Source organism: Pseudomonas sp. HMSC076A11 (genome assembly GCF_001810205.1).
GTDB lineage: Bacteria > Pseudomonadota > Gammaproteobacteria > Pseudomonadales > Pseudomonadaceae > Pseudomonas > Pseudomonas aeruginosa.
This window is the reverse complement of record NZ_KV800314.1, coordinates 75,801-95,276: the sequence shown is the minus strand read 5'-3', so window position 1 is coordinate 95,276 and position 19,476 is coordinate 75,801. Positions and strand designations below refer to the sequence as shown.

The following is a 19,476-nucleotide window of genomic DNA, read 5'->3' as shown; positions in this document are numbered from 1 at the left end:
AACGAGCCGGCAAGGCAAAACACTTACCGTGCTGCGACATATTCGTTCACCCCGGGAGCATCGGCTCACTGCACCGGCAGGAAATGCATGAACAGCAGTCCCTGGGCGTAGTTCACGCTGATCCGCCGGTAGCGTTCGCCGAGCACCTCGGCGAGCAGGTCCAGGCGCGCGACGATCTTGGCGAACTCGCGGGCGTAGCTGAGGTTGCTGGCGTCGTCGGTGAGGGCGTTGGAAAGCAGCAACGGGGCACCCTTGTCGTCCTTGCGGGTAGCCAGCATCCAGGTGGCGACCTCGACGTTGCGCGCGGCGTTGTAGACGTACTGCGCGTCGATCCCCTGGTAGACGTAGAACTCGGTGCGCCCGCCATGGGCGGTGATCAGCATGCTGGCCAGGGAGTATATGAAGGCACCGACGCGGTCGCCCTTGAACGCCGGATCGAGGGAGTAGGACAGTGCGGCGATGTCGCGGCGGCCGCCCAGGTCGCTGAGTTCGCGGTTCTGCTCGATGGCCCGGCGGATCGCCAGCTCGGCGTCGGCCTGGCTCGGCAGGCCGGTCTTCTTCCATTCGGCGGGATTGCGCTTGTACAGCTTCCAGAGCAACTGGTAGAGGCTTTGCAGGTTGTCGCGCATGGCCAGGGTGGCCATGCGATCGGCATCGGTCTGGAGGAATTCGCCGGCGCGCATCGAACCCTGGCTGGTGTCCTCGCCGGCGGCGTTGCGCGGCGCGTTCGAACATCCGCTGGCGAGCGCGCCGAGCAGCAACAGCAGCCCGCCGACCCAGCGCCGCCACCCACGCCGGGCGCGGCCCTCCCCCTTGCGCCGGGCAAGCCCCGGCAATGTCGCTCCTGACAAACGCTCTGTCCATTCGCTGTTCGCATCGCGGAAACCGACCCGCGTGCGCCGGCGAAGTTCCCCGGGCGCGTCGATCCGCCGCGCTTCGCGAGGCAGGTCACGGCGAGAGGCGGAGGCTTTTCACCGGCATACCCGCGCGGGTTCACGAATAGGCGCGGCACGAGCGTCGGAGAGTACGCTAGGCAGTCGCCGTGCGCTAACATGTGCGGGATCGGGGGGCCGTCATCCGCCGCAGAGCGGAGCCTTCTCCCCGCCCGCCCGCGCCGGCCTCGCCGTGCGCCACCGAGCGACACCCCAGCAGGCCTTGGAACCGGTAGTCCAGACAATGAGCAACGAGCCAGAAAGCACGCAGCACAAGAGCGCCCTGCAGGGACTGAAGGGCTACCTGTCGAGCCAGATCCTCGGCCAGGAAAAACTCGTCGACCGCCTGCTGATCGCGCTGCTAGCCGACGGCCACCTGCTGGTGGAAGGCGCGCCGGGACTGGCCAAGACCAAGGCCATCAAGGACCTCGCCGAAGGCCTCGAAGCCGAGTTCCACCGTATCCAGTTCACTCCCGACCTGCTCCCCGCCGACATCACCGGCACCGAAATCTACCGTCCGGAGACCGGCACCTTCGTGTTCCAGCAAGGCCCGATCTTCCATCACCTGGTGCTGGCCGACGAGATCAACCGCGCCCCGGCCAAGGTGCAATCGGCGCTGCTCGAAGCCATGGCCGAGCGCCAGGTTTCGGTCGGCCGCAGCACCTACGACCTGCCACAGCTGTTCCTGGTGATGGCGACACAGAACCCGATCGAGCAGGAAGGTACCTACCCGTTGCCGGAAGCCCAGCTCGACCGCTTCCTCATGCACGTCAAGATCGGCTACCCGGAGGCCTCGGTGGAACGCCGCATACTCCAGCAGGCGCGTGGCGAGGCACTGAACGGCGAGGCCCGGCCGGAGCGCCGGGTGACCCAGGAAACCATCTTCGCCGCGCGCCAGGAAATCCTCGGCCTGTACATGGCCGACGCGGTGGAGGAATACCTGGTGCAACTGATCATGGCCACCCGCACCCCGGCCAAGCACGACGCGGAACTCGCCGAATGGATCTCCTACGGCGCCAGCCCGCGCGGCTCCATCGCCCTCGACCGCTGCGCGCGCGCCCACGCCTGGCTGGGCGGACGCGACTTCGTCAGCCCCGAGGACATCCAGGCGGTGCTGTTCGACGTGCTGCGCCATCGCCTGATCCTGACCTTCGAGGCGGAAGCCGCCGGCATCGACCAGGACCGGGTCGTGCAGCGCATCCTCGACGTGGTCGCCGTGGCCTGAGGCCGCCGCCATGCTGAGCGCCGCCCCGGGCGTCGAACTGGGCCTCGACGAGCTTCTGGAAATGCGCCACCGGCTCCACGAAGCGCGCCTGTTCTCCTCGCAGAACCGCCGCAGCCCGCTGGTCGGCCTGCATCACTCGCGCCTGCGCGGACGCGGCGTGGACTTCGACCAGGTGCGCATCTACCAGCCCGGCGACGACGTACGGACCATCGACTGGCGCGTCACCGCGCGCACCCGCGAGCCGCACACCAAGCTGTTCCACGAGGAACGCGAGCGACCGGTGTTCGTCCTGGTCGAACAGAGCCAGCGCCTGTTCTTCGGCTCCGGCCTGTGCTTCAAGGCGGTGCTGGCGGCACGCGCGGCGGCCTTCATCGGCTGGTCGGCGCTGGCCCACAACGACCGTATCGGCGGCCTGGTATTCAGCGACCGCGACTGCCACGAAATCAAGCCGCGACGCAGCAAGCACAGCCTGCTGCAACTGTTCAACCAGCTATTGCGGGCCAATCGCGAGCTGCGCGAGACGCCGGCCGAGCGGCCTGGCGAACTGTTCGGCCTGGCCCTGCGCCGCGCCCGCGAAGTGCTGCGCCCGGGCAGCCTGATCCTGGTGCTGTGCGACGAGCGGACACTCAATGACGTCGCCGAGCAGCAACTCAGCCTGATCGCACGCCATACCGACCTGGTGCTGCTGCCGCTGTCCGACCCGCTCGACCATGCCCTCCCCGCCGCCGGACTGCTGCGCTTCCGCGAAGGCGCCGCCGACCTCGAGCTGGACACCCACGCCGACGAGCTGCGCCAGGCCTATCGCGAACTGGCCGAGGCGCGCCGCGCGCGCTGGCAGCGGCTGGCCCAGCGACTGGGCGTGCCGCTGCTGCCGCTGTCGACCCAGGAAGACCTGGTGGAGCAGTTGCGGGACCTGCTGGAACAACACCAGCCGGGGTATCGCGCATGAATCCGCTCGACCGGCTGGAACCGCTGATCGCCCCCCTGCCCGTCGGCTGGTGGCCGCCAGCGCCCGGCTGGTGGCTGCTGGCCGCCCTGCTGCCGTTGCTCGGCTGGGGGCTCTGGCGACTGCGCCGGCACCTGCCGCGGCGCACCATCGCCACCCGCGGCGAAGCGCCGCTGGATCCGCTGCGCGAAGCGGCCCTGGCCGAACTGGCGGCGCTTGCCAAGCCCTACGGCAGGGCTTCCGCCGGACCCTGGCTGCAAGCCATCAACGGCCTGCTCAAGCGGGTCTGCAGGGCGCGCTGGCCAGATAGCGGCAGCCACGCCCTCAGCGGCCGCGCCTGGCTGGCGTTCCTCGACAACCGTTGCCCGGCCGCCGGCCTGACCCGCTGGATGATCCTGGTGGAAGGCGGCTACCGCGCCGACTGCACCCTCGACGACAAGGCCGTGGACGGCCTCGACGCCGCCGTCGCCACCTGGATTCGCAAGCATGTTTGAGTTCGCCTGGCCCTGGGTCTTCGCCCTCGCCCCGTTGCCCTGGCTGCTGCGCCTGGTGCTGCCGGCCGCCGACAGCGGCGAGGCGGCGCTCAAGGTGAGCTTCCTCGACGAACTCGAAAGCCTCGCCGGACGCCGTGCCCGCGCACGCCTGCCGGCCTGGCGGCAGCAGGTGCGCTTCGCCCTGCTCTGGTTCCTCCTGCTGCTCGCCGCGGCCCGCCCGCAGTGGGTCGGCGACCCCCTGCCGCTACCCGCCAGCGGCCGCGACCTGCTGCTCGCGGTGGATGTCTCCGGCTCCATGGACTACCGCGACATGCGCTGGCAGGAAGACGAGATCAGCCGCCTGGAACTGATCAAGAAACTCTTCGGCGACTTCATCGAAGACCGTCGTGGCGACCGCGTCGGCCTGATCCTGTTCGGCAGCCAGGCCTACCTGCAGGCGCCGCTGACCTTCGACCGGCACACCGTGCGGGTCTGGCTGGACGAGGCGCAGATCGGCATCGCCGGCAAGAACACCGCGATCGGCGACGCCATCGGCCTGGCGGTCAAGCGCCTGCGCCAGCGGCCTGCGGAAAGCCGGGTGCTGGTGCTGATCACCGACGGCGCCAACACCGGCGGACAGATAGCCCCGCAGATCGCCGCGCAACTGGCCGCCGAGCAACAGGTGAAGATCTACACCATCGGCATCGGCGCCGACCCGCAGCAAGGCGGCGTGCCCGGCCTGTTCGGCTTCAACCCGGGGCTCGATCTCGACGAGCCGACCCTGCGCGGTATCGCCGAGAGCACTGGCGGCGAATACTTCCGCGCGCGATCCAGCGCCGAGCTGGAAAGCATTTCCGCGACCCTCGACCGCCTCGAACCGGTCGCCCAGCAGACTACCCGGGCGCGCCCGGCCCTGGCGCTGTACAGTTGGCCGCTGGCCGCCGCCCTCGGCCTGAGTGTGCTGCTGGTGGCGCTGGAACTCTGGCCACGGGAAAACCGGACCTGGCCGCGCCGCCGTTCCGGGAGGCAACCATGAACCTGTTGCTGGATGCCTGGCCGCACTGGCTGCGCCCCTACTGGCTGCTGCTGGCGCCGCTGCTTGGCTGGTTGCTGTGGAAGCTGCTGCATCGCCAGCGTCGTGCCGGACGCTGGCAGTTGCTGTTGCCGACGGCCTTCCAGCCCTGGCTGCTGGTCGGCGGCGCCGGGCGGCAGAACCGCATGCCCTGGATCTGCCTCGGCATCGCCTGGCTGCTGGCCCTGCTGGCCTTGCTCGGGCCCAGTTGGCAGCAACTGGAACAGCCCTCGATGAAGCGTAGCGACCCGCTGGTGGCGATCCTCCAGCTGACTCCCGGGATGCTTGCCGGCGACCTGTCGCCGACCCGCCTGGAGCAGGCCCGGCGCAAGCTGCTCGACCTGCTTCGCACGCGCAACGACGCGCAGACCGCGATCGTCGTCTACGCCGGCAGCGCGCATACCCTGGTGCCGCTGTCGGACGACCAGCTCACCGCGCGCAACCTGCTCGACGCCCTGAAACCTTCGATCATGCCCGAGCCCGGCCAGCGCGCCGACCTCGCCGTGCGCCAGGCCCTCGACCTGCTGGAACAGGGCGCCCAGGGCCGCGGCCGCCTGCTGCTGCTGACCAGCGAGCTGAGCGAACCCGAGCGCCAGGGCATCCGCAGCGCCCTCGAGCACCGGGCGGCGCGCCTCGCCGTGCTCGGCGTCGGCACGCCGAAGGGCGCTCCGGTGCAGCAGGAGGATGGCAGCTTCCTCAAGGACGACCAGGGCGGCATCCTCCTGCCCAGGCTCGACGAAAGCGGGCTGCGCCGCTTCGCCGCGGAGATCGGCGCCGGCTACCAGCGCCTGCGGCCGAACGACCGCGACCTCGACAGCCTCGGCCTGCTGGCCCGCGGCGGCACGCTGGAGGAAGATCGCGAGAACGCCCTGCTGCGCCTGCAGCGCTGGGCCGACCAGGGTTACTGGCTGCTCCTGCCGCTGCTCCTGCTGGCCGCCTGTGCCGGACGGCGCGGCTGGCTGTTCTGCCTGCCGCTGTTGATGCTGAGCCTGCCGCAACCGGCCATGGCCTTCCAGTTCGAAGACCTCTGGCTGCGTCCGGACCAGCAAGGCCAGCGCCTGTTGCAACGGGGCCAGGCGGACGAGGCGGCGAAGCGCTTCGAGGACTTCCGCTGGAAAGGCCTGTCGCTCTACCAGGCCCGCGACTACGCCGCCGCGGCCCAGGCCTTCGCCCAAGGCGACCAGGCCGACGATCACTACAACCGTGGCAACGCCCTGGCCCGCCAGGGCGAACTGGAAGCCGCCGTCGACGCCTACGAACAAGCCCTGGAGCGCCAGCCGCAACTGGTCGCCGCGCAACGCAACAAGGCCCTGGTCGAGGAACTGCTGCGCCAACGCCAGGAACAGGCGGCGCAGCAGCAGGCCGGCGAGAACAAGGAACAGCGCCAGGAAGCGAGCCAGCAGAGCCCGCCATCCGGAAGCAGCCAGCGGCCGCCGCGCGACGCGGCGACCGTCGATGCGCAGAAGGCCCAGGCCGCGGCGCCCTCGACCAGCCTGCCGGAAGACGAAGGCGAGAAGACCGCCGGAGCACCCGGCCAAGCGCAGCCGCAGCCCAACGCCGAGGACGAGCGGACGGGCGACGAGGAAGCCGACGACGGACTCGACGACGAACGTCGCCAGGCCCTCGAGCAATGGCTGCGACAGATTCCCGACGATCCCGCCGAATTGCTGCGGCGCAAGTTCTGGTACCAACAGCAGCAACGCCAGGAAGCCACGCCATGATCCGCCTGTTCTGCAGCCTGCTTCTCGCGCTCCTCTGCGTTTCCGCCCATGCCAGCTTCAGCGCCAGCGTCGACCGCGCCCGCCTGACCGAAGGGGAAAGCGTCGAACTGACGCTGGAATCGGACGACCCGACCCTCTTCGGCAAACCCGACCTGAGCCCGCTGGACGCCCTCTTCGAGGTCCTCGGCACGCGCCAGGTCAACCGTCTCGCCACGCAGAACGGCCGGGCCCAGGCCACCACCCGCTGGATCGTCACCCTCCTGCCGAAGCAGAGCGGCTACGTGGCGATCCCGCCGATCAGCCTCGGCGCCAGCAGCACCCAGCCGATCAGGCTGCACGTACTGGAGGCGCGCGACCGCGCCAAGAGCAGCAAGCTGGCGCCGGTCTTCATCGATGCCAGCGTCGACCAGGAGACAGTCTACGTGCAGGCCCAGGCGATCCTCACCCTGCGCATCTACCACTCGGTGTCGCTATACGACGACAGCAGCCTGACCCCGCTGGCGATGAACGACGCGAAGGTCGAACAGCTCGGCGAGGCGCGCACCTACGAGAAGGAGATCAACGGCATCCGCCACGGCGTGATCGAGGTGCGCTACGCGATCTTCCCGCAGAAGAGCGGCACCCTGGAGATTCCTGCGCAAGCCTTCAGTGCGACCCTGGTCGACCGTGGCAGCGACGACTACAACCCCTTCGGCCCGCGCCCCGGCCGGCAGATGCGGGTGACTTCGCCGAGCATCCCGCTGCAGGTCCGGCCCAAGCCCGCCGACTATCCGGCCGACGCGCCCTGGATGCCGGCCCGCGCGCTGAGCATCAGCGAAAGCTGGAGCCCGCAGCCGGAGCAGGCACAGGTCGGCGAATCGCTGACGCGCAACGTGCTGCTGAAGGTCGAGGGGCTTTCCGGCACCCAGCTTCCGCCGTTGCCGCTGCCCGACGTGCAAGGCCTGCGGCGCTACCCGGACCAACCGCAGCTGGCCGACCAGAGCACCGACCAGGGCCTCATCGGCAGTCGCGAGGAGCGCGAGGCGCTGGTGCCCGAGCAGGCCGGGCGCATCGAGTTGCCGGCGCTCGAAGTGGTCTGGTGGAACACCCGCGAAGACCGCCTGGAGCGCACCAGCCTGCCACCGCGCACCCTGGAAGTGGCCGCCGCGCCGCAGGCCGAGGCGGAGCCGCCGGCGGCGGCGCTGCCGCTCGGCGAACGCCTGGAGCCGACGCTCTGGCCCTGGCAACTGGCTACCGCCGTGCTGGCCCTGACCACCCTGCTCGGCTTCGGCCTCTGGTGGCGCGCCCGCCAACTGCCGGCGGTGATCCGCGCCGCGGCCAACGGCCCGAGCAGCCGCAGCCTGCTCGACGAGCTGCGCCGCGCCTGCCTGGCCAACGATCCCCAGGCGACCCGCCAGGCCCTGGACGCCTGGGCCCGTCAGCAACCCGATACCCTGGCCGACATGGCGGCCCGCTTCGTACCGCTGTCCGACGCCCTGGATGGCCTCAACGGCGCGCTGTACAGCGAGAGCGGCCATTCCTGGCAGGGCGAGGACCTGTGGCGGGCGATCCGCGCCCTGCCCACCACGGAACAAGCGCCGGCGGGAGCGGTCGACAATGGCGGCCTGCCACCGCTCTATCCGCGCTGAACGGCGCTATGGTTAGGACTGGCACGACATTCCGATTCCGCAAGAGGGCCCGCATGCGCTTCCGTACCCTGTACCTCGTCCTGTGCGGCCTGCTCCTGGGCCACGCCGCGACGGCCGCCGAACCGCCGACCGCGCCCACGCCGCCGACGCAGCCGGCCGAAGGGCCGGGCGGCGCGGCCTATCGCCATGCCAGCGTGCATCAGTGGCACTTCGGCGAAGGCGCTCGCGAATACTGGGTGTTCACCCCCGAGCAACCGGTCCCCGGCAACGCTCCGCTGGTGATCTTCCTGCACGGCTGGAGCGTGATGCAGCCGGACCTCTACCGCGCCTGGATCGACCATATCGTCCGCCGCGGCATGGTGGTGGTCTACCCGCGCTACCAGCCGGACCTGAAGACGCCCAACGCAGACTTCCTCGACAATGCCGCCGGCGCCCTCGGCGACGCCCTCAGGCGCCTGCAGGCCGGCGAGCTGGGGGTGCGCCCGCGTCTGAACCAGGTCGCCTACCTCGGCCACTCCGCCGGCGGACTGCTCGCCGCCAACCTGGCGGCCGCCAGCGAACGCCTGAAGCTGCCGGCGGCGAAGGCGCTGATGGTGGTCGAGCCCGGCAAGAGCCAGGGCAAGCGCTGGGACGGCGTGGCCCAGGAACGCCTGTCGGGGCTGGCCAAGGGCACCCTGCTGCTGGCGGTCTGCGGCGACGAGGACAGCCACGTGGCCTGCACCGACGCCAAGCGCATCTACCGCCAGAGCCGGCACATTCCGCCCAGCGACAAGAACCTGCTGCTGCTGCGCAGCGATCGCCACGGCGCTCCGCCGCTGCTGGCCAACCACGCGGCACCCACCGCGCCGGTATTCGGCCCGCAGTATCCGAAGGAAGAAGACAGCGACTGGTTGCTCGACCGCGTCGAGAAGCGCCTCGAAGTGCAGCAGGCCGAAGGCCGCTATACCGGCCACGACCCGCTGGTGATCGACGCCCTCGACTGGTACGGCACCTGGAAGCTGTTCGATGGCCTCACCGACGCGGCGTTCTACAACCGCAACCGCCAGTACGCCCTGGGCGCTACGCCGGAGCAGACCGGCATGGGCCAATGGAGCGACGGCACCCCGGTGAAGCCAATCAAGGTGCTCAAGTAGCCAGCGCTAGAAGTCGTAGCTCAGGCGCAGGTTGACGGCGCTGCCGCCGACCCGCTCGCCTTTCGTCCCCTGCAGCTCCAGGCTGCCCTGCAACGGACCGCGGCGGGCGTGCAGCGCCATCCCCGCACTGAACAGGTCGCGCCCCCGATGGGCCGAAACCTGCTTCAGGTCGACGCCCTGCAGGCTAGCCTCGGTGTGGCTCGCCGGCACTCCCAGGGCACGCTCGTAGCCCAGGTTCAGCTCCGGCTCCAGCGACCAGTCGGCCACCCGCAGGCTGCGCGCGACGCTCAGTTCCAGGGTGGCGAAGGTCGCATCCCTGGCCGCGCGGTCGACGTCCAGCGCCAGCTCGCTGTGCTTTTCGCGGAAACCTTTCCATTCCGTGCGGGTCGCCAGCAGGCCGACCCGCGGCTCGACCCGCCAATCGTCCTTGCGCCAGCGGTAGCCGCTCTTGACGCTGGCGTGGTAGAGCCAGCCCTCGCTGTCGCCCTTGGCCGTGGCAAAGCCCGGCAGGCGCCGCTTGCTGGCGGCGTCGAGGTAGCCGGCACCGAGCATGGCACTGACGTAACCGCCCTGTTCCAGGCTGTCGAAGGCGTGTAGCAAGCCCACGGCGAGCTGGGTGATGTCCAGCTCGACCTTGCCGCCGGCGCTGTTGATCCGTCCCTTGGTCTGCGCCAGCGTCGCGCCGCCCTGAGTTCGTTCGTCGAGCGCCTGGACCAGGCCCAGGGCAATGCCGTCGCTACGCTCGCGACTGCCGCTGACGCCTGAGCGCCCCTCGTTGCGCAAGCCGGAAGCGAGCCCCTGGAACCACAACCGCGGCGCCTGCCCGGGCTGCGCCCAGGAAAGCTCGCCGAACATCGCGCGATCCACTTGCGACGGCTGCCGACTCAGGTAGGCCAGGCTGTCGGCATACACCTGGCCGCCGGCGCTGCGTGGCAGGCCAGCGAGATCGCCGCGCGCCAGGCTGGCCTGCAGCCAATCGTTGTAGGCGCCGGGGCGCAGGGCGATGGGCCGGTCACGGAGCGCGTTCAACGCCGCCGCGGAACGCCCGGCGTTGCCTTGTAGGTTGACCTGCCCCGGCAGGTCGAGCGGAGCCAGGGCCAGGGCGATGCCATCCGCAGCGAAGCGCAAGTCGTGGCGCAGGCCCCGCGCGGCCAGGCCCGGCGCCTGTTGCAAGGCATCGAAACCGCCCTGGTAGGTGGCGCCCCGCGCGACCGTCAGGAACTTCTGCCCCGCCCCCGCCGCATCGGCCGCCGTCAGTTGCAGCCGCCCGCCCAACCGGGCGAAAGCAGCCGCGCCGTCGAGGCGGATCGGCGGTTGCCCGCCCAGCGCCACCCGGGTCGTGCTCGACGGCGACAGTTCGAGCGAGCGGGTGAAACTCGGCGCGCCCGCGAGGCGGTCGGCGGCGAGCACGCCGTCGATCCGGGTCGGCGCGGCAATGGTGCCGCCGCCGCCCAGCTCGCCGGCCCGGGCTACCCTCAACCCCGGTCCTTCGAGCGTGCCGTCCACCACCAGGCGCCCGCCGCGAACCTCGCTGGCGGCAGAGAACCGGTTGCGCCCGGCGAGCGCCAGTTCGCCGGCCTCGACCGCGACCCCGGCGAAACGGTTATCGCCCGACAGCCGCAGCGCGCCGCTGCCGGCCTTGCCAAGCATGCCACCGGCGCGGATGTCGTTGTTCCAGACATCCCTGGCATTCCAGCCGCCGCGCGCCGCGTCCAGCGTCACCCGCTGATCGCCGAACAGCTGGCCTGGTCCACGTACCGCCCGGGCCAGGTCCAGCAACCCCCAGCCGAAACGCGCGTCGACCCCAGGCTCGCCAAGATCGACGGCGGTGCTCAACATGGTCATCCGCACCTGCGCCATGTCCATGTAGGGAAAACGCTCGGCCAGCAATGCCGCGCTGGCGCTGACTAGCGGCGTGGCGTAGGAGGTACCGCTCTGGTCGGCATAGGTGTAGGTCAAGCGTTCGGCCGAGGCACCGTTCGCCGCGGCCACGTACATGTCGCCGGGCGCCGCCAGGCACCAGTCTTTCGTCACCCCGCACTGGTTGGAGTAGTCGGTGAGGTCGCGGTCCGGACCCAGCGCGACCACGCTGAGGAAACCGCTTTCCAGTCCGGGCATGAAGCGCGGCAAGGTGGCGAGCAAGCCGGGCTGCGCGCGGCTTTCGTTGCCGGCTGCGAACACCAGCAGGCGCCCGTCGCGCACGCCGTCGGCCAGGGCATTCAGGTAGGGATGCGGCGCTGCGGGATCGATCGCCGCATAAGCGGCATCCACCGCGGCGGCGTCATTGCCGATAGGATCGTCGTTGTAGCTGTTGTTGATGATCCGTACCGTCGGCGCGCCCCGGTAGAGGGTGCTCAGGGCGCCATGGACGAGTTCCTCGCTGCCCGGTTGCAGCAGACTGGCCTGGCTCGCCGCTTCGTCTTGTTCCTCCTCTATGTCGGCATCCTCGTCATCGGCTTCGTCGCTGGGCCTGATTTGCGTCTGGAAAAGCCCGACCTTCGGCGCCACGCCACCACGATAGGTGAAATCGGCAATGACCTCCGGCCTGGCCGCGATGATTCCGCTGACATTCGCGCCATGGCTGGCGACCTGGATTTCTCCGCTTTGCTCATCGCGATCGAAGAGCGGCCGGGAGGGATCGGCGATCGCTTCCTCGCCGTCGATGGCCACTCGGTTGGCCAGCGGAGTGATCGCCTGGCCGGCGAACGCCGGATGCTGCGGAAGGAAACCGCCATCGATCACCCCGACATCCACGCCTTTGCCGGTCAGGCCCAACGCGCGCGCGACCGGCACGCCGATGAAGTCCTGCTCCCAGCCGCTGGACCGGGCTTCGGCCAACGCACAGGGCGACAGCGATAGCGAAACGCCCAGCGGCACCAGTGTGCGTATCCCGCACTTTCGAACATCCTTCCAACGCGTCGTCCGCGACATGGCAAAAAATCCCCCAAAAACGAAAGGCACCCGCACTCTTCGCGGATGGCACCCGGCAATAGCCTGGCGGCTAGCGTTCCGAGCAGGCGCACGCTAGCTCCCGGGGGGTTAAAAAAGGCTTAACGCGGACACGCCGACGGGAGCGGCACGAGGTCACAGCGGAGGCGCAAACCGGGTGGGCAACTGGACAGCCCGCGCCCCGATCGACGAACATCGCTGCCCGACTCGCGAAAACCGCCGACCGCCCGCCTCTCCCGAACCGCCCATGGCGCGACGGCCATCCACCGCCAGTCGACCAGCCCATTCGTCACGCGACCCAGGCCATGCATATCCACGTACTCGTCGTCGAAGACAACTTCGATCTCGCCGGCACCGTCATCGACTACCTCGAGGCCGCCGGGGTGGTCTGCGATCACGCCCGCGACGGCCAGGCCGGCCTCAACCTGGCGCGCGCCAACCGCTACGACGTGATCCTGCTGGACATCATGCTGCCGCGCATCAACGGCCGGCAGGTCTGTCGCCAGCTACGCGAAGCCGGCCTGCAGACCCCGGTACTCATGCTCACCGCCCTGGATACCCTGCAGGACAAGCTCGACGGCTTCGACGCCGGCGCCGACGACTACCTGCTCAAGCCCTTCGAACTGCCGGAGCTGCTGGTCCGCCTGCAAGCCCTCAGCCGGCGCCGCAGCGGCCAGGCCCAGCGCCTGCAGGTCGACGACCTGGTGATGGACCTCGACAGCCGCCAGGCCAGCCGCGGCGGCACGCCCCTGGTGCTGTCCCCCACCGCCTGGAAGATCCTTGAGTGCCTGATGCGCGCCAGCCCCGCGCTGGTCACCCGCGAGCAGCTGGGGCGCAGCGTCTGGGGCGACGAACCGCCGGAAAGCAACACCCTCAACGTGCACATGCACCACCTGCGCAGCACCGTCGACAAGGGGTTCGCCACCCCTCTGATCCATACCCTGCACAGCGTCGGCTTCCAGCTGGAGCGCAAATGAAACGCGGCCTGAGCCTGATCCCCATCGTCGGCGGCGGCGTCACCCTGATCCTCGCCGGGGTGTTGCTGGTCTACACGCGCATGCTCGGCGACTACGGCGAGACCGGCGCCCTCTACCTGCTCAGCATGATGATGGAAGAGGAAGGGCTGTACTTCGCCCAGCGCTACCAGGAAGACCCGGCTACGCCGGCGCCGGACAGCTACTACTTCAAGGGCAGCGTCGGCACCGCGGGGCTGCCGCCGAAACTCAGGGAGATGCTCGACACCCCGCCCTACAAGAGCATCGGCGCCATGCAACTGCTCGGCAACTGGGACGACGATGACGAAGAGGAGGATGACGACGCGCCCAGCGACGATGCCTACGTGGTGGTCCGCCAGCCACTGGCCGACGGCAAGACGCTCTACCTCTACGACAACGACGCCGCCGGCAGCATCGACACGCCGCTGTCCGACGCCATCATCGACGCCCGCGTCAGGCAGACCTGGATCGTCACCCTATCGGTCACCCTGCCTTCGCTGGCCGCCGTCGGCCTGCTGGTCTGGTTCATCGTCGCGCCGTTGCGCAAGCTGACGCGCTGGTCGATGACCCTCGACGACCTCGCCCCGGACAGCCAGCGGCCGCGCTTCAACTACCGCGAACTCAACGTGCTGGCGGATACCCTGTGGAACAGCGTGACCCGGATCAAGGACTTCAGCCAGCGCGAGGAGCGCTTCCTGCGCTACGCCAGCCATGAGCTGCGCACCCCGCTGGCGGTGATCGGCATGAACCTGGAGTTGCTCGACCAACCCGGCCGCGCGCCCTCCCCGCATGCCTTGCAACGCATCCGCCGCTCGGCGCTGGGCATGCAGCAGATGACCGAGACCTTGCTCTGGCTCAGCCGCGAGAGCGGCGAACTGCGCGACGACGGACACATCGAGGTCGGCCGCCTGCTGGAGGAACTGCTCGAGGAACAGCAGGCGCTGAGCCAGCGCCGCGGCCTGACCTTCCACCTCGACGTGGAGCCACACAGCCTGCCGCAGACCCGCGCACGGATCATCATCGGCAACCTGCTGCGCAACGCCCTGCAGTACAGCGACGAGGGCGTGGTGGAAATCGTCGTGCGCGACCGCAGCCTGCTGATCAGCAACCCCATCGGCGCGGCCCAGGGCACGGAGGAGTCGATGGCGTTCGGTTATGGCCTGGGCCTCGACCTGGTCCAGCGCCTGTGCCAGAAGAGCGGCTGGCGCCTGCATTACAGCAGCGACGAGCAGCGCTTCCGCTGCGAGCTGCTGTTCCCCGCCACGCCGGACTGAAGCGCGACGGCCTTCCTCCGCACAAAAAAACCGCGGCCTGGGCCGCGGTCTTGGCGGGGCTCGGCGCGACTCAGTGAGCGAACACCGAGGCCTTCCTGGCCTGCAGCTTGGCCGGGTTGATCAGGAAACGCGCCAGGGCCGGCAGCAGCCAGAGGGCGCCGAACATGTTCCAGAGCAGCATGAAGGTCAGCATCAGGCCCATGTCGGCCTGGAACTTGATCGCCGAGAAGATCCAGGTGGCCACGCCGATCGCCAGGCACAGGCCGGTGAACAGCACCGCCTTGCCGGTGGAGCGGAGGGTCTCGTAGTAGGCCTCCTGCAACGGCAGGCCCATGCGCAGGAAAGACTCCAGGCGGGTGTAGATGTAGATCCCGTAGTCCACCCCGATGCCGACGCCGAGGGCGATCACCGGCAGGGTCGCGACCTTCACGCCGATGCCCAGCGCCGCCATCAGCGCGTTGCCGAGAACCGAGGTGAGGATCAGCGGCAGGACGATGCAGAGGGTCGCGGCGAAGGAACGGAAGGTGATCATGCACATGGCCGCCACGCAGATGTACACCAGCACCAGGATGATCAGTTCGGACTGCTTGATCACCTCGTTGGTGGCGGCCTCGATCCCGGCGTTGCCGGCGGCCAGCTGGAACTGCAGGTCGTCCTTGTCGTTCTCCGCGGCGAAGGCCTGCACCGCCGCCACCGCGCGGTCGAGGGTCTCGGCCTTGTGGTCGTTGAGGAAGACCAGCAGCGGCGCCAGCGAGCAGTCGGTGTTGTAGAGACCGTCGGCACGGGCGATGGAGTTGTTCAGCACGTCCTGGTTGCGCGACAGGGTCTCCCATTTCAGGTTGCCTTCGTTCATCCCCTTGATCACCTGCTTGGACACGGTGACCATCGAGATCGCCGACTGCACGCCCTCGGTGTTCTCCAGCTTCCAGGCCAGCTCGTCCATGGCCGCCAGGGCCTGGTGGGTGGAGCAGCCTTCCGGGGAGGTCTTGACCATCACCACCAGCACGTCCGAACTGGTCGAGTAATTGCGGATGATGAAGTCGTTGTCGAGGTTGTAGCGCGAGTCGGGACGCAGTTCCGGCGCGCCCTGGTCGAGGTCGCCGATCTTCAGGTGCTTGCCATACCAGAGGCCGCCGCCGAGCATCAGCAGGGCGATGGCGATGGACACCGGGGCCACCTTCGGGCTGGCGAAGTTCGACAGCAGGCGCCAGAACGGGTGCTCGCGCACCGCGTCATCCTTGCTGCGCTGCACCGCCTTCTTGCTGATGCCGATGTAGGAGATCGCCACGGGCAGCAGGATCAGGTTGGTGAAGACGATCACCGCCACGCCGATCGAGGCGCCGATGGCCAGCTCGCGGATCACCCCGATGTCGATCACCAGCAGGGTGATGAAGCCGACGGCGTCGGCGAGGATCGCGATCATCCCCGGCAGGAACAGTTGGCGGAAGGTCAGCCGCGCCGCCATCAGCGCATTGTCGGCGCCGCTGGACTGCAAGGCGATGCCATTGATCTTCTGCACGCCGTGGGAAATGCCGATGGCGAAGATCAGGAACGGCACCAGCATCGAATAGGGATCGAGGCCGAAACCGACCAGGTTGAGCAGGCCGAGCTGCCAGAGCACCGCGACCAGGGTGGTGATCAGCACGGCGATGGTGCTGCGGATGCACTTGGTGAACCAGTACAGCAGGACCAGGGTGATCAGCAGGCAGATACCGAAGAAGCCGACCACCATCACCAGCCCGTCGATCAGGTCGCCGACCTTCTTCGCGAAGCCGACGATGTGCACCTTCACGTTGGGGTTCTGCAACTGGTACTTGTCGCGGATCTTCTCTTCCAGCTCATGGGAGAACTGGCGGTAGTCGAGCTTGATCAGTTCGCTCTGGTTCTTCGGATTCGGGTACATCTCCAGCAGCGGTACGTCGACGATGCTCGACTTGAAGTTGTTCGCCACCAGGCGGCCGATCTGCCCGGACTTGAGCACGTTGTTGCGCAGTTCCTCCAGCGCCCGCGGCGAACCGTCGTAGGTCTGCGGGATCACCTCGCCGCCGGCGAAGCCTTCCTCGGTCACTTCGGTCCAGCGCACGCTGGGGCTCCACAACGACTTCAGGCCGGAACGGTCGACGCCGGGGATGTAGAACACCTCGTCATGGATCTGCCGGAGCGTCTCCATGTACTCCTTGGTGAAGATGTCGCCGTTCACCGCCTCCACCGAGATGCGCACGGTGTTGCCGAGGTTGGCCAGGTCGTTGCGGTGCTCGAGCATTTTCTGGATGAACGGGTGCTCCAGCGGGATCATCTTCTCGAAGCTGGTGGACGGCCGCACCTGGGTGGCCTGGTAGAACAGGAAGACGCTGACCAGCAGGCAGAGGAAGATCACCACCGGCCGGTTGTTGAAGATCAGGCGTTCGAGCAGGCTCGCCTTGTTTTGCTGATGCTGGTTCATGGCACTCATGCGACCCCCGCCTTATTGTTGTTGTTCGAGCGCGGCACCGTTCGCCGCAGCGAGGTGCACGCCGCCCTGGCCGACCAGGATCAGGTGGCCGTCGCCGGTGGCGCTGACGCCGGCCAGGGACAGCCGGTCGGGACGGTTGAACACGCTGAAGCTGCGCCCGCCGTCGGTGCTTTCGAGGACACTGCCGCCGTGGCCGACCACGACGATACGCCCGTCCGCCAGCAGCGCGCCGTCGGAGAGACCGAATTCCAGGTCGCCGGACGCCGCCTTCAGCGGTATCTCTTCCCAGCTGTCGCCGAAATCGGCGGAGCGGAACAGGTGGCCGCGCAGGCCGTAGACCAGCACGCCGCCCGCATCGGCGGTACCGATGGCGCCGAACAGCGAGCCCTCGTAGGGGCCTTCGAGTTTTTCCCAGGTGGCGCCCCAGTCCTTCGAGCGGAACAGGCTGCCGGCTTCGCCGACCACCAGCAGGCCGTTGTCCTTGACCGCGGCGATGGCGTTGAGGTGGAACTGGTCCTCGTTGTCCAGGCGCTCGCTGACGTCTTCCCAGTGCTGGCCGCCGTCGCGGGTCTCCAGCAGCGCGCCATAGGCACCGACGGCCAGGCCGTGCTGTTCGTCGGCGAACCAGATGTCCAGCAACGGCGCTTCGCGGCCGAGGTCCTCGAACTGCCTGGTCCAGGTGCTGCCGGCGTCGTCGCTGACGAGGATCTGCGCATCGTGCCCGACCGCCCAGCCCTTGCGCTCGTTGACGAAGAACACCGAGGTGAGCAACTGGCGGGTCGGCACCTTGGCCTGGGTTCAGGTCTTGCCGTCGTCGTCGGAGAGCAGGATATGCCCACGGTCGCCGACCGCGACCAGCCGCTTGCCGGCATGGGCGACGCTGAGCAGCAGGCTGCTGGCGGCCTTCGGCGACTCCACGGCGAATTGCGGCGGCGCGGCGGTTGGCGTCGACTCGGCCAGGACCGGGGTGGCGGCGAAGGTCAGAAGAGAAAGCGCCCCGAGAAACGACAGGGCCCTGCTGGCCAGGGGCGATCTGGAAGGAATGGCCGGATGCCGCAAAGCGTCCGCGGATTGGCCGGGCGAAGTGCGCCACGTCATGGGCTCACGCATGGATACCGTCCCCGTTGTTGTTATTAGTGGTTCGTGGTGAGCGTTATATAGCCAGCGTTTGGCGACGGAGACAATTGAAGCCACGTTATCTTTTGTTAAGCGTGTAAGCCGTCTGTAACGGGGGATCGGCGCCGCCCTCCTCCCCGGAGGGAAGCGGTCGGCGCCGGCGAGCGGAGCGATCAGCGGGTGCCGCGGCGGCGCAGGGCCGAGGGCTTGAAGTAGGAGTCGTCCGGTATCGCCTGGGTGAAGTCGATGGTACCCGGCTCCTCGTTGTCCAGGTTCTGCACGTGGTAGCGACGCGCCTGCAGGTCGTGGAACACGTCCAGCGCGCTCCAGGTGTACGGCAGGTCGTAGAAGTTCTTCAGGTAGGCCATCGACACCCGCCACAGTTCGCCGCGACCGTCGTACTGGTCGACCACCGCCGCGCTCCAGCTGTCCTCGTCGAGGTACAGGGTGCGCTTGGAGTAGATATGCCGCGCGCCCGGCTTCAGGGTACCTTCCACCACCCACACGCGGTGCAGCTCGTAGCGGGTGTATTGCGGATCGAGGTGGCCCGGCTTGAGCAGTTCCTCGTACTTCACCTCGGGGCTGCTGACCTTGTAGTTGTTGTAGGGAATGTAGATTTCCTTCTTGCCCAGCAGCTTCCAGTCATAGCGGTCCGGCGCGCCGTTGAACATGTCGGTGTCGTCGGCGGTGCGCAGGCCGTCGGCGGCGGCGATCGGCGTGTCGTAGGCAAGGTTCGGCGCACGCCGCACACGGCGCTGGCCGGCGTTGTAGCCCCAGGCCTGGCGCGGCTCCTTGACCTGGTCGAGGGTCTCGTGCACCAGCACCGCGCCGCCGGCCAGGCGCGCCGGGCTCTTGGTGAACGACAGGTAGTAGAACATCAGGTTGTTCAGGTCGGCGAAGCTGCCGCCCTTGAGGTAGTACTTGAACAGCGCTTCCTGCTGCGAGGTCACCAGCGAATAGCTACCGTTGCGCTGTACCGCGACTTCCGAAGCGCGGCGCACGACATAGGTGCCGCGGTAGCGGGCGACGTGGTTCCACAGCGCCTCCACGCCGCTCTTCGGAATCGGGAACGGCACCCCGCCATAGGCGTCGGCGAACCCGTTGCCGCCGTCCAGCAGCCTGGCGCTGGTGGCATTGGCGAAGGTGTTGTCGTACAGCCACTGCGGCGCCGAGCCGGAACGGCGACTGGGGTAGACCGGCATCCGGAAGCTGTCCGGGTAGGTCTTGAACAGCGCCAGCTGGCCCGGGGTCAGGTGTTCCCTGTACTGCTCCAGGTTGGCCTTGTCGATGGTGAACAGCGGCTTGTCCGCGGCGAACGGGTCCGGGTGGTGCTGGCCCGGCTTGTAGCCGGCCGGCGCCTGGGTGATGCCGCCGGTCCAGGCGGGAATGCTGCCGGCGGCGTTGCCGGCCTTCTCCGCGCCCAGCGGGGTGAGGCTCGACTTCAGTTGCGCCGCCTCGCCGGCGGAAACGCCGGCCAGCGCGCCGCCGCTGCCCAGTGCCAGCGCCAGGGAAGCGCCGATCAGCAGGTGCTTGTTCAACATGAGGGTTCTCCGTGTGAGG

The 19,476-nt window shown here is 68.7% G+C and carries 13 protein-coding genes and 1 pseudogene; 9 read left to right on the top strand and 5 right to left on the bottom strand.

Annotated features, from left to right (window positions below; all coding sequences use genetic code 11):
- Nucleotides 1-65 precede the first annotated feature (65 nt).
- Nucleotides 66-836 carry a hypothetical protein gene (locus tag HMPREF2716_RS18780; RefSeq protein ID WP_003091293.1) on the bottom strand — a complete coding sequence of 257 codons (771 nt, stop codon included), beginning with the start codon at nt 834-836 and terminating at the stop codon, nt 66-68.
- 340 nt (nt 837-1,176) lie between these two features.
- Here HMPREF2716_RS18780 and HMPREF2716_RS18775 point away from each other — a divergent pair, with 340 nt between their 5' ends.
- The 7 genes from HMPREF2716_RS18775 to HMPREF2716_RS18745 are packed head-to-tail and all read left to right on the top strand — an operon-like array spanning nt 1,177 to nt 9,130.
- Nucleotides 1,177-2,157 carry an AAA family ATPase gene (locus HMPREF2716_RS18775; RefSeq protein WP_003091294.1) on the top strand — a complete coding sequence of 327 codons (981 nt, stop codon included), beginning with the start codon at nt 1,177-1,179 and terminating at the stop codon, nt 2,155-2,157.
- A gap of 10 nt (nt 2,158-2,167) precedes the next feature.
- The gene (locus HMPREF2716_RS18770; protein WP_003091295.1) at nt 2,168-3,106 is read left to right on the top strand and encodes a DUF58 domain-containing protein; all 939 of its coding nucleotides are present in this window, start codon (nt 2,168-2,170) and stop codon (nt 3,104-3,106) included.
- Entirely contained in the window at nt 3,103-3,597 is a 495-nt protein-coding gene (locus HMPREF2716_RS18765) for a DUF4381 domain-containing protein (RefSeq protein WP_003113947.1), read from the top strand. Before HMPREF2716_RS18770 ends, HMPREF2716_RS18765 begins: the two co-directional genes overlap by 4 nt.
- A complete protein-coding gene (locus HMPREF2716_RS18760) occupies nt 3,590-4,612 on the top strand; it encodes a vWA domain-containing protein (RefSeq protein WP_003107433.1) in 1,023 nt (340 codons plus the stop codon). Before HMPREF2716_RS18765 ends, HMPREF2716_RS18760 begins: the two co-directional genes overlap by 8 nt.
- Nucleotides 4,609-6,369 (top strand): VWA domain-containing protein, encoded by a 1,761-nt coding sequence (locus HMPREF2716_RS18755; RefSeq protein ID WP_003119769.1) that lies wholly within the window; start codon nt 4,609-4,611, stop codon nt 6,367-6,369. Before HMPREF2716_RS18760 ends, HMPREF2716_RS18755 begins: the two co-directional genes overlap by 4 nt.
- Nucleotides 6,366-7,997 carry a BatD family protein gene (locus HMPREF2716_RS18750; RefSeq protein ID WP_003113945.1) on the top strand — a complete coding sequence of 544 codons (1,632 nt, stop codon included), beginning with the start codon at nt 6,366-6,368 and terminating at the stop codon, nt 7,995-7,997. The genes HMPREF2716_RS18755 and HMPREF2716_RS18750 overlap by 4 nt, the downstream gene beginning before the upstream one ends.
- Before the next feature lie 53 nt (nt 7,998-8,050).
- On the top strand, nt 8,051-9,130 hold the full coding sequence (locus HMPREF2716_RS18745; protein WP_003112115.1) for an alpha/beta hydrolase fold domain-containing protein: 1,080 nt from the start codon (nt 8,051-8,053) through the stop codon (nt 9,128-9,130).
- A gap of 6 nt (nt 9,131-9,136) precedes the next feature.
- On the opposite strand, the gene HMPREF2716_RS18740 is transcribed toward HMPREF2716_RS18745, so the two are convergent.
- Entirely contained in the window at nt 9,137-12,007 is a 2,871-nt protein-coding gene (locus HMPREF2716_RS18740) for a S8 family serine peptidase (protein WP_223699681.1), read from the bottom strand.
- Nucleotides 12,008-12,384: 377 nt separating this feature from the next.
- Between HMPREF2716_RS18740 and cprR the strand changes: the two genes are divergently transcribed.
- Together cprR and cprS are read left to right on the top strand one after the other, a co-directional pair.
- The gene (gene cprR / locus HMPREF2716_RS18735) at nt 12,385-13,056 is read left to right on the top strand and encodes a cationic peptide response regulator transcription factor CprR (RefSeq protein WP_070621979.1); all 672 of its coding nucleotides are present in this window, start codon (nt 12,385-12,387) and stop codon (nt 13,054-13,056) included.
- Nucleotides 13,053-14,348, top strand: a complete 1,296-nt coding sequence (gene cprS / locus HMPREF2716_RS18730; RefSeq protein ID WP_003105000.1) for a cationic peptide sensor histidine kinase CprS — start codon at nt 13,053-13,055, stop codon at nt 14,346-14,348. The genes cprR and cprS overlap by 4 nt, the downstream gene beginning before the upstream one ends.
- A gap of 70 nt (nt 14,349-14,418) precedes the next feature.
- Here the strand turns inward: cprS and HMPREF2716_RS18725 are convergent, their stop codons facing one another.
- From HMPREF2716_RS18725 to HMPREF2716_RS18715, 3 genes and pseudogenes are all read right to left on the bottom strand, one after another.
- Nucleotides 14,419-16,800: an efflux RND transporter permease subunit gene (locus HMPREF2716_RS18725; protein ID WP_003104998.1), complete on the bottom strand. Its 2,382-nt coding sequence runs from the start codon at nt 16,798-16,800 to the stop codon at nt 14,419-14,421.
- Between the two features lie 12 nt (nt 16,801-16,812).
- Nucleotides 16,813-17,910: pseudogene (locus tag HMPREF2716_RS18720) on the bottom strand (WD40/YVTN/BNR-like repeat-containing protein).
- A 179-nt stretch (nt 17,911-18,089) separates the two neighbouring features.
- Nucleotides 18,090-19,457 carry a DUF1329 domain-containing protein gene (locus tag HMPREF2716_RS18715; protein WP_003091320.1) on the bottom strand — a complete coding sequence of 456 codons (1,368 nt, stop codon included), beginning with the start codon at nt 19,455-19,457 and terminating at the stop codon, nt 18,090-18,092.
- Nucleotides 19,458-19,476 lie beyond the last annotated feature (19 nt).

Excerpts from the sequence above, each read along its gene's own strand:
- cprR (WP_070621979.1), top strand. The coding sequence starts at position 12,385 with ATGCATATCCACGTACTCGTCGTCGAAGACAACTTCGATCTCGCCGGC.
- cprS (WP_003105000.1), top strand. The coding sequence starts at position 13,053 with ATGAAACGCGGCCTGAGCCTGATCCCCATCGTCGGCGGCGGCGTCACC.
- HMPREF2716_RS18775 (WP_003091294.1), top strand. The coding sequence starts at position 1,177 with ATGAGCAACGAGCCAGAAAGCACGCAGCACAAGAGCGCCCTGCAGGGA.
- HMPREF2716_RS18755 (WP_003119769.1), top strand. The coding sequence starts at position 4,609 with ATGAACCTGTTGCTGGATGCCTGGCCGCACTGGCTGCGCCCCTACTGG.
- HMPREF2716_RS18770 (WP_003091295.1), top strand. The coding sequence starts at position 2,168 with ATGCTGAGCGCCGCCCCGGGCGTCGAACTGGGCCTCGACGAGCTTCTG.
- HMPREF2716_RS18760 (WP_003107433.1), top strand. The coding sequence starts at position 3,590 with ATGTTTGAGTTCGCCTGGCCCTGGGTCTTCGCCCTCGCCCCGTTGCCC.
- HMPREF2716_RS18725 (WP_003104998.1), bottom strand. The coding sequence starts at position 16,800 with ATGAGTGCCATGAACCAGCATCAGCAAAACAAGGCGAGCCTGCTCGAA.
- HMPREF2716_RS18750 (WP_003113945.1), top strand. The coding sequence starts at position 6,366 with ATGATCCGCCTGTTCTGCAGCCTGCTTCTCGCGCTCCTCTGCGTTTCC.
- HMPREF2716_RS18715 (WP_003091320.1), bottom strand. The coding sequence starts at position 19,457 with ATGTTGAACAAGCACCTGCTGATCGGCGCTTCCCTGGCGCTGGCACTG.
- HMPREF2716_RS18745 (WP_003112115.1), top strand. The coding sequence starts at position 8,051 with ATGCGCTTCCGTACCCTGTACCTCGTCCTGTGCGGCCTGCTCCTGGGC.
- HMPREF2716_RS18765 (WP_003113947.1), top strand. The coding sequence starts at position 3,103 with ATGAATCCGCTCGACCGGCTGGAACCGCTGATCGCCCCCCTGCCCGTC.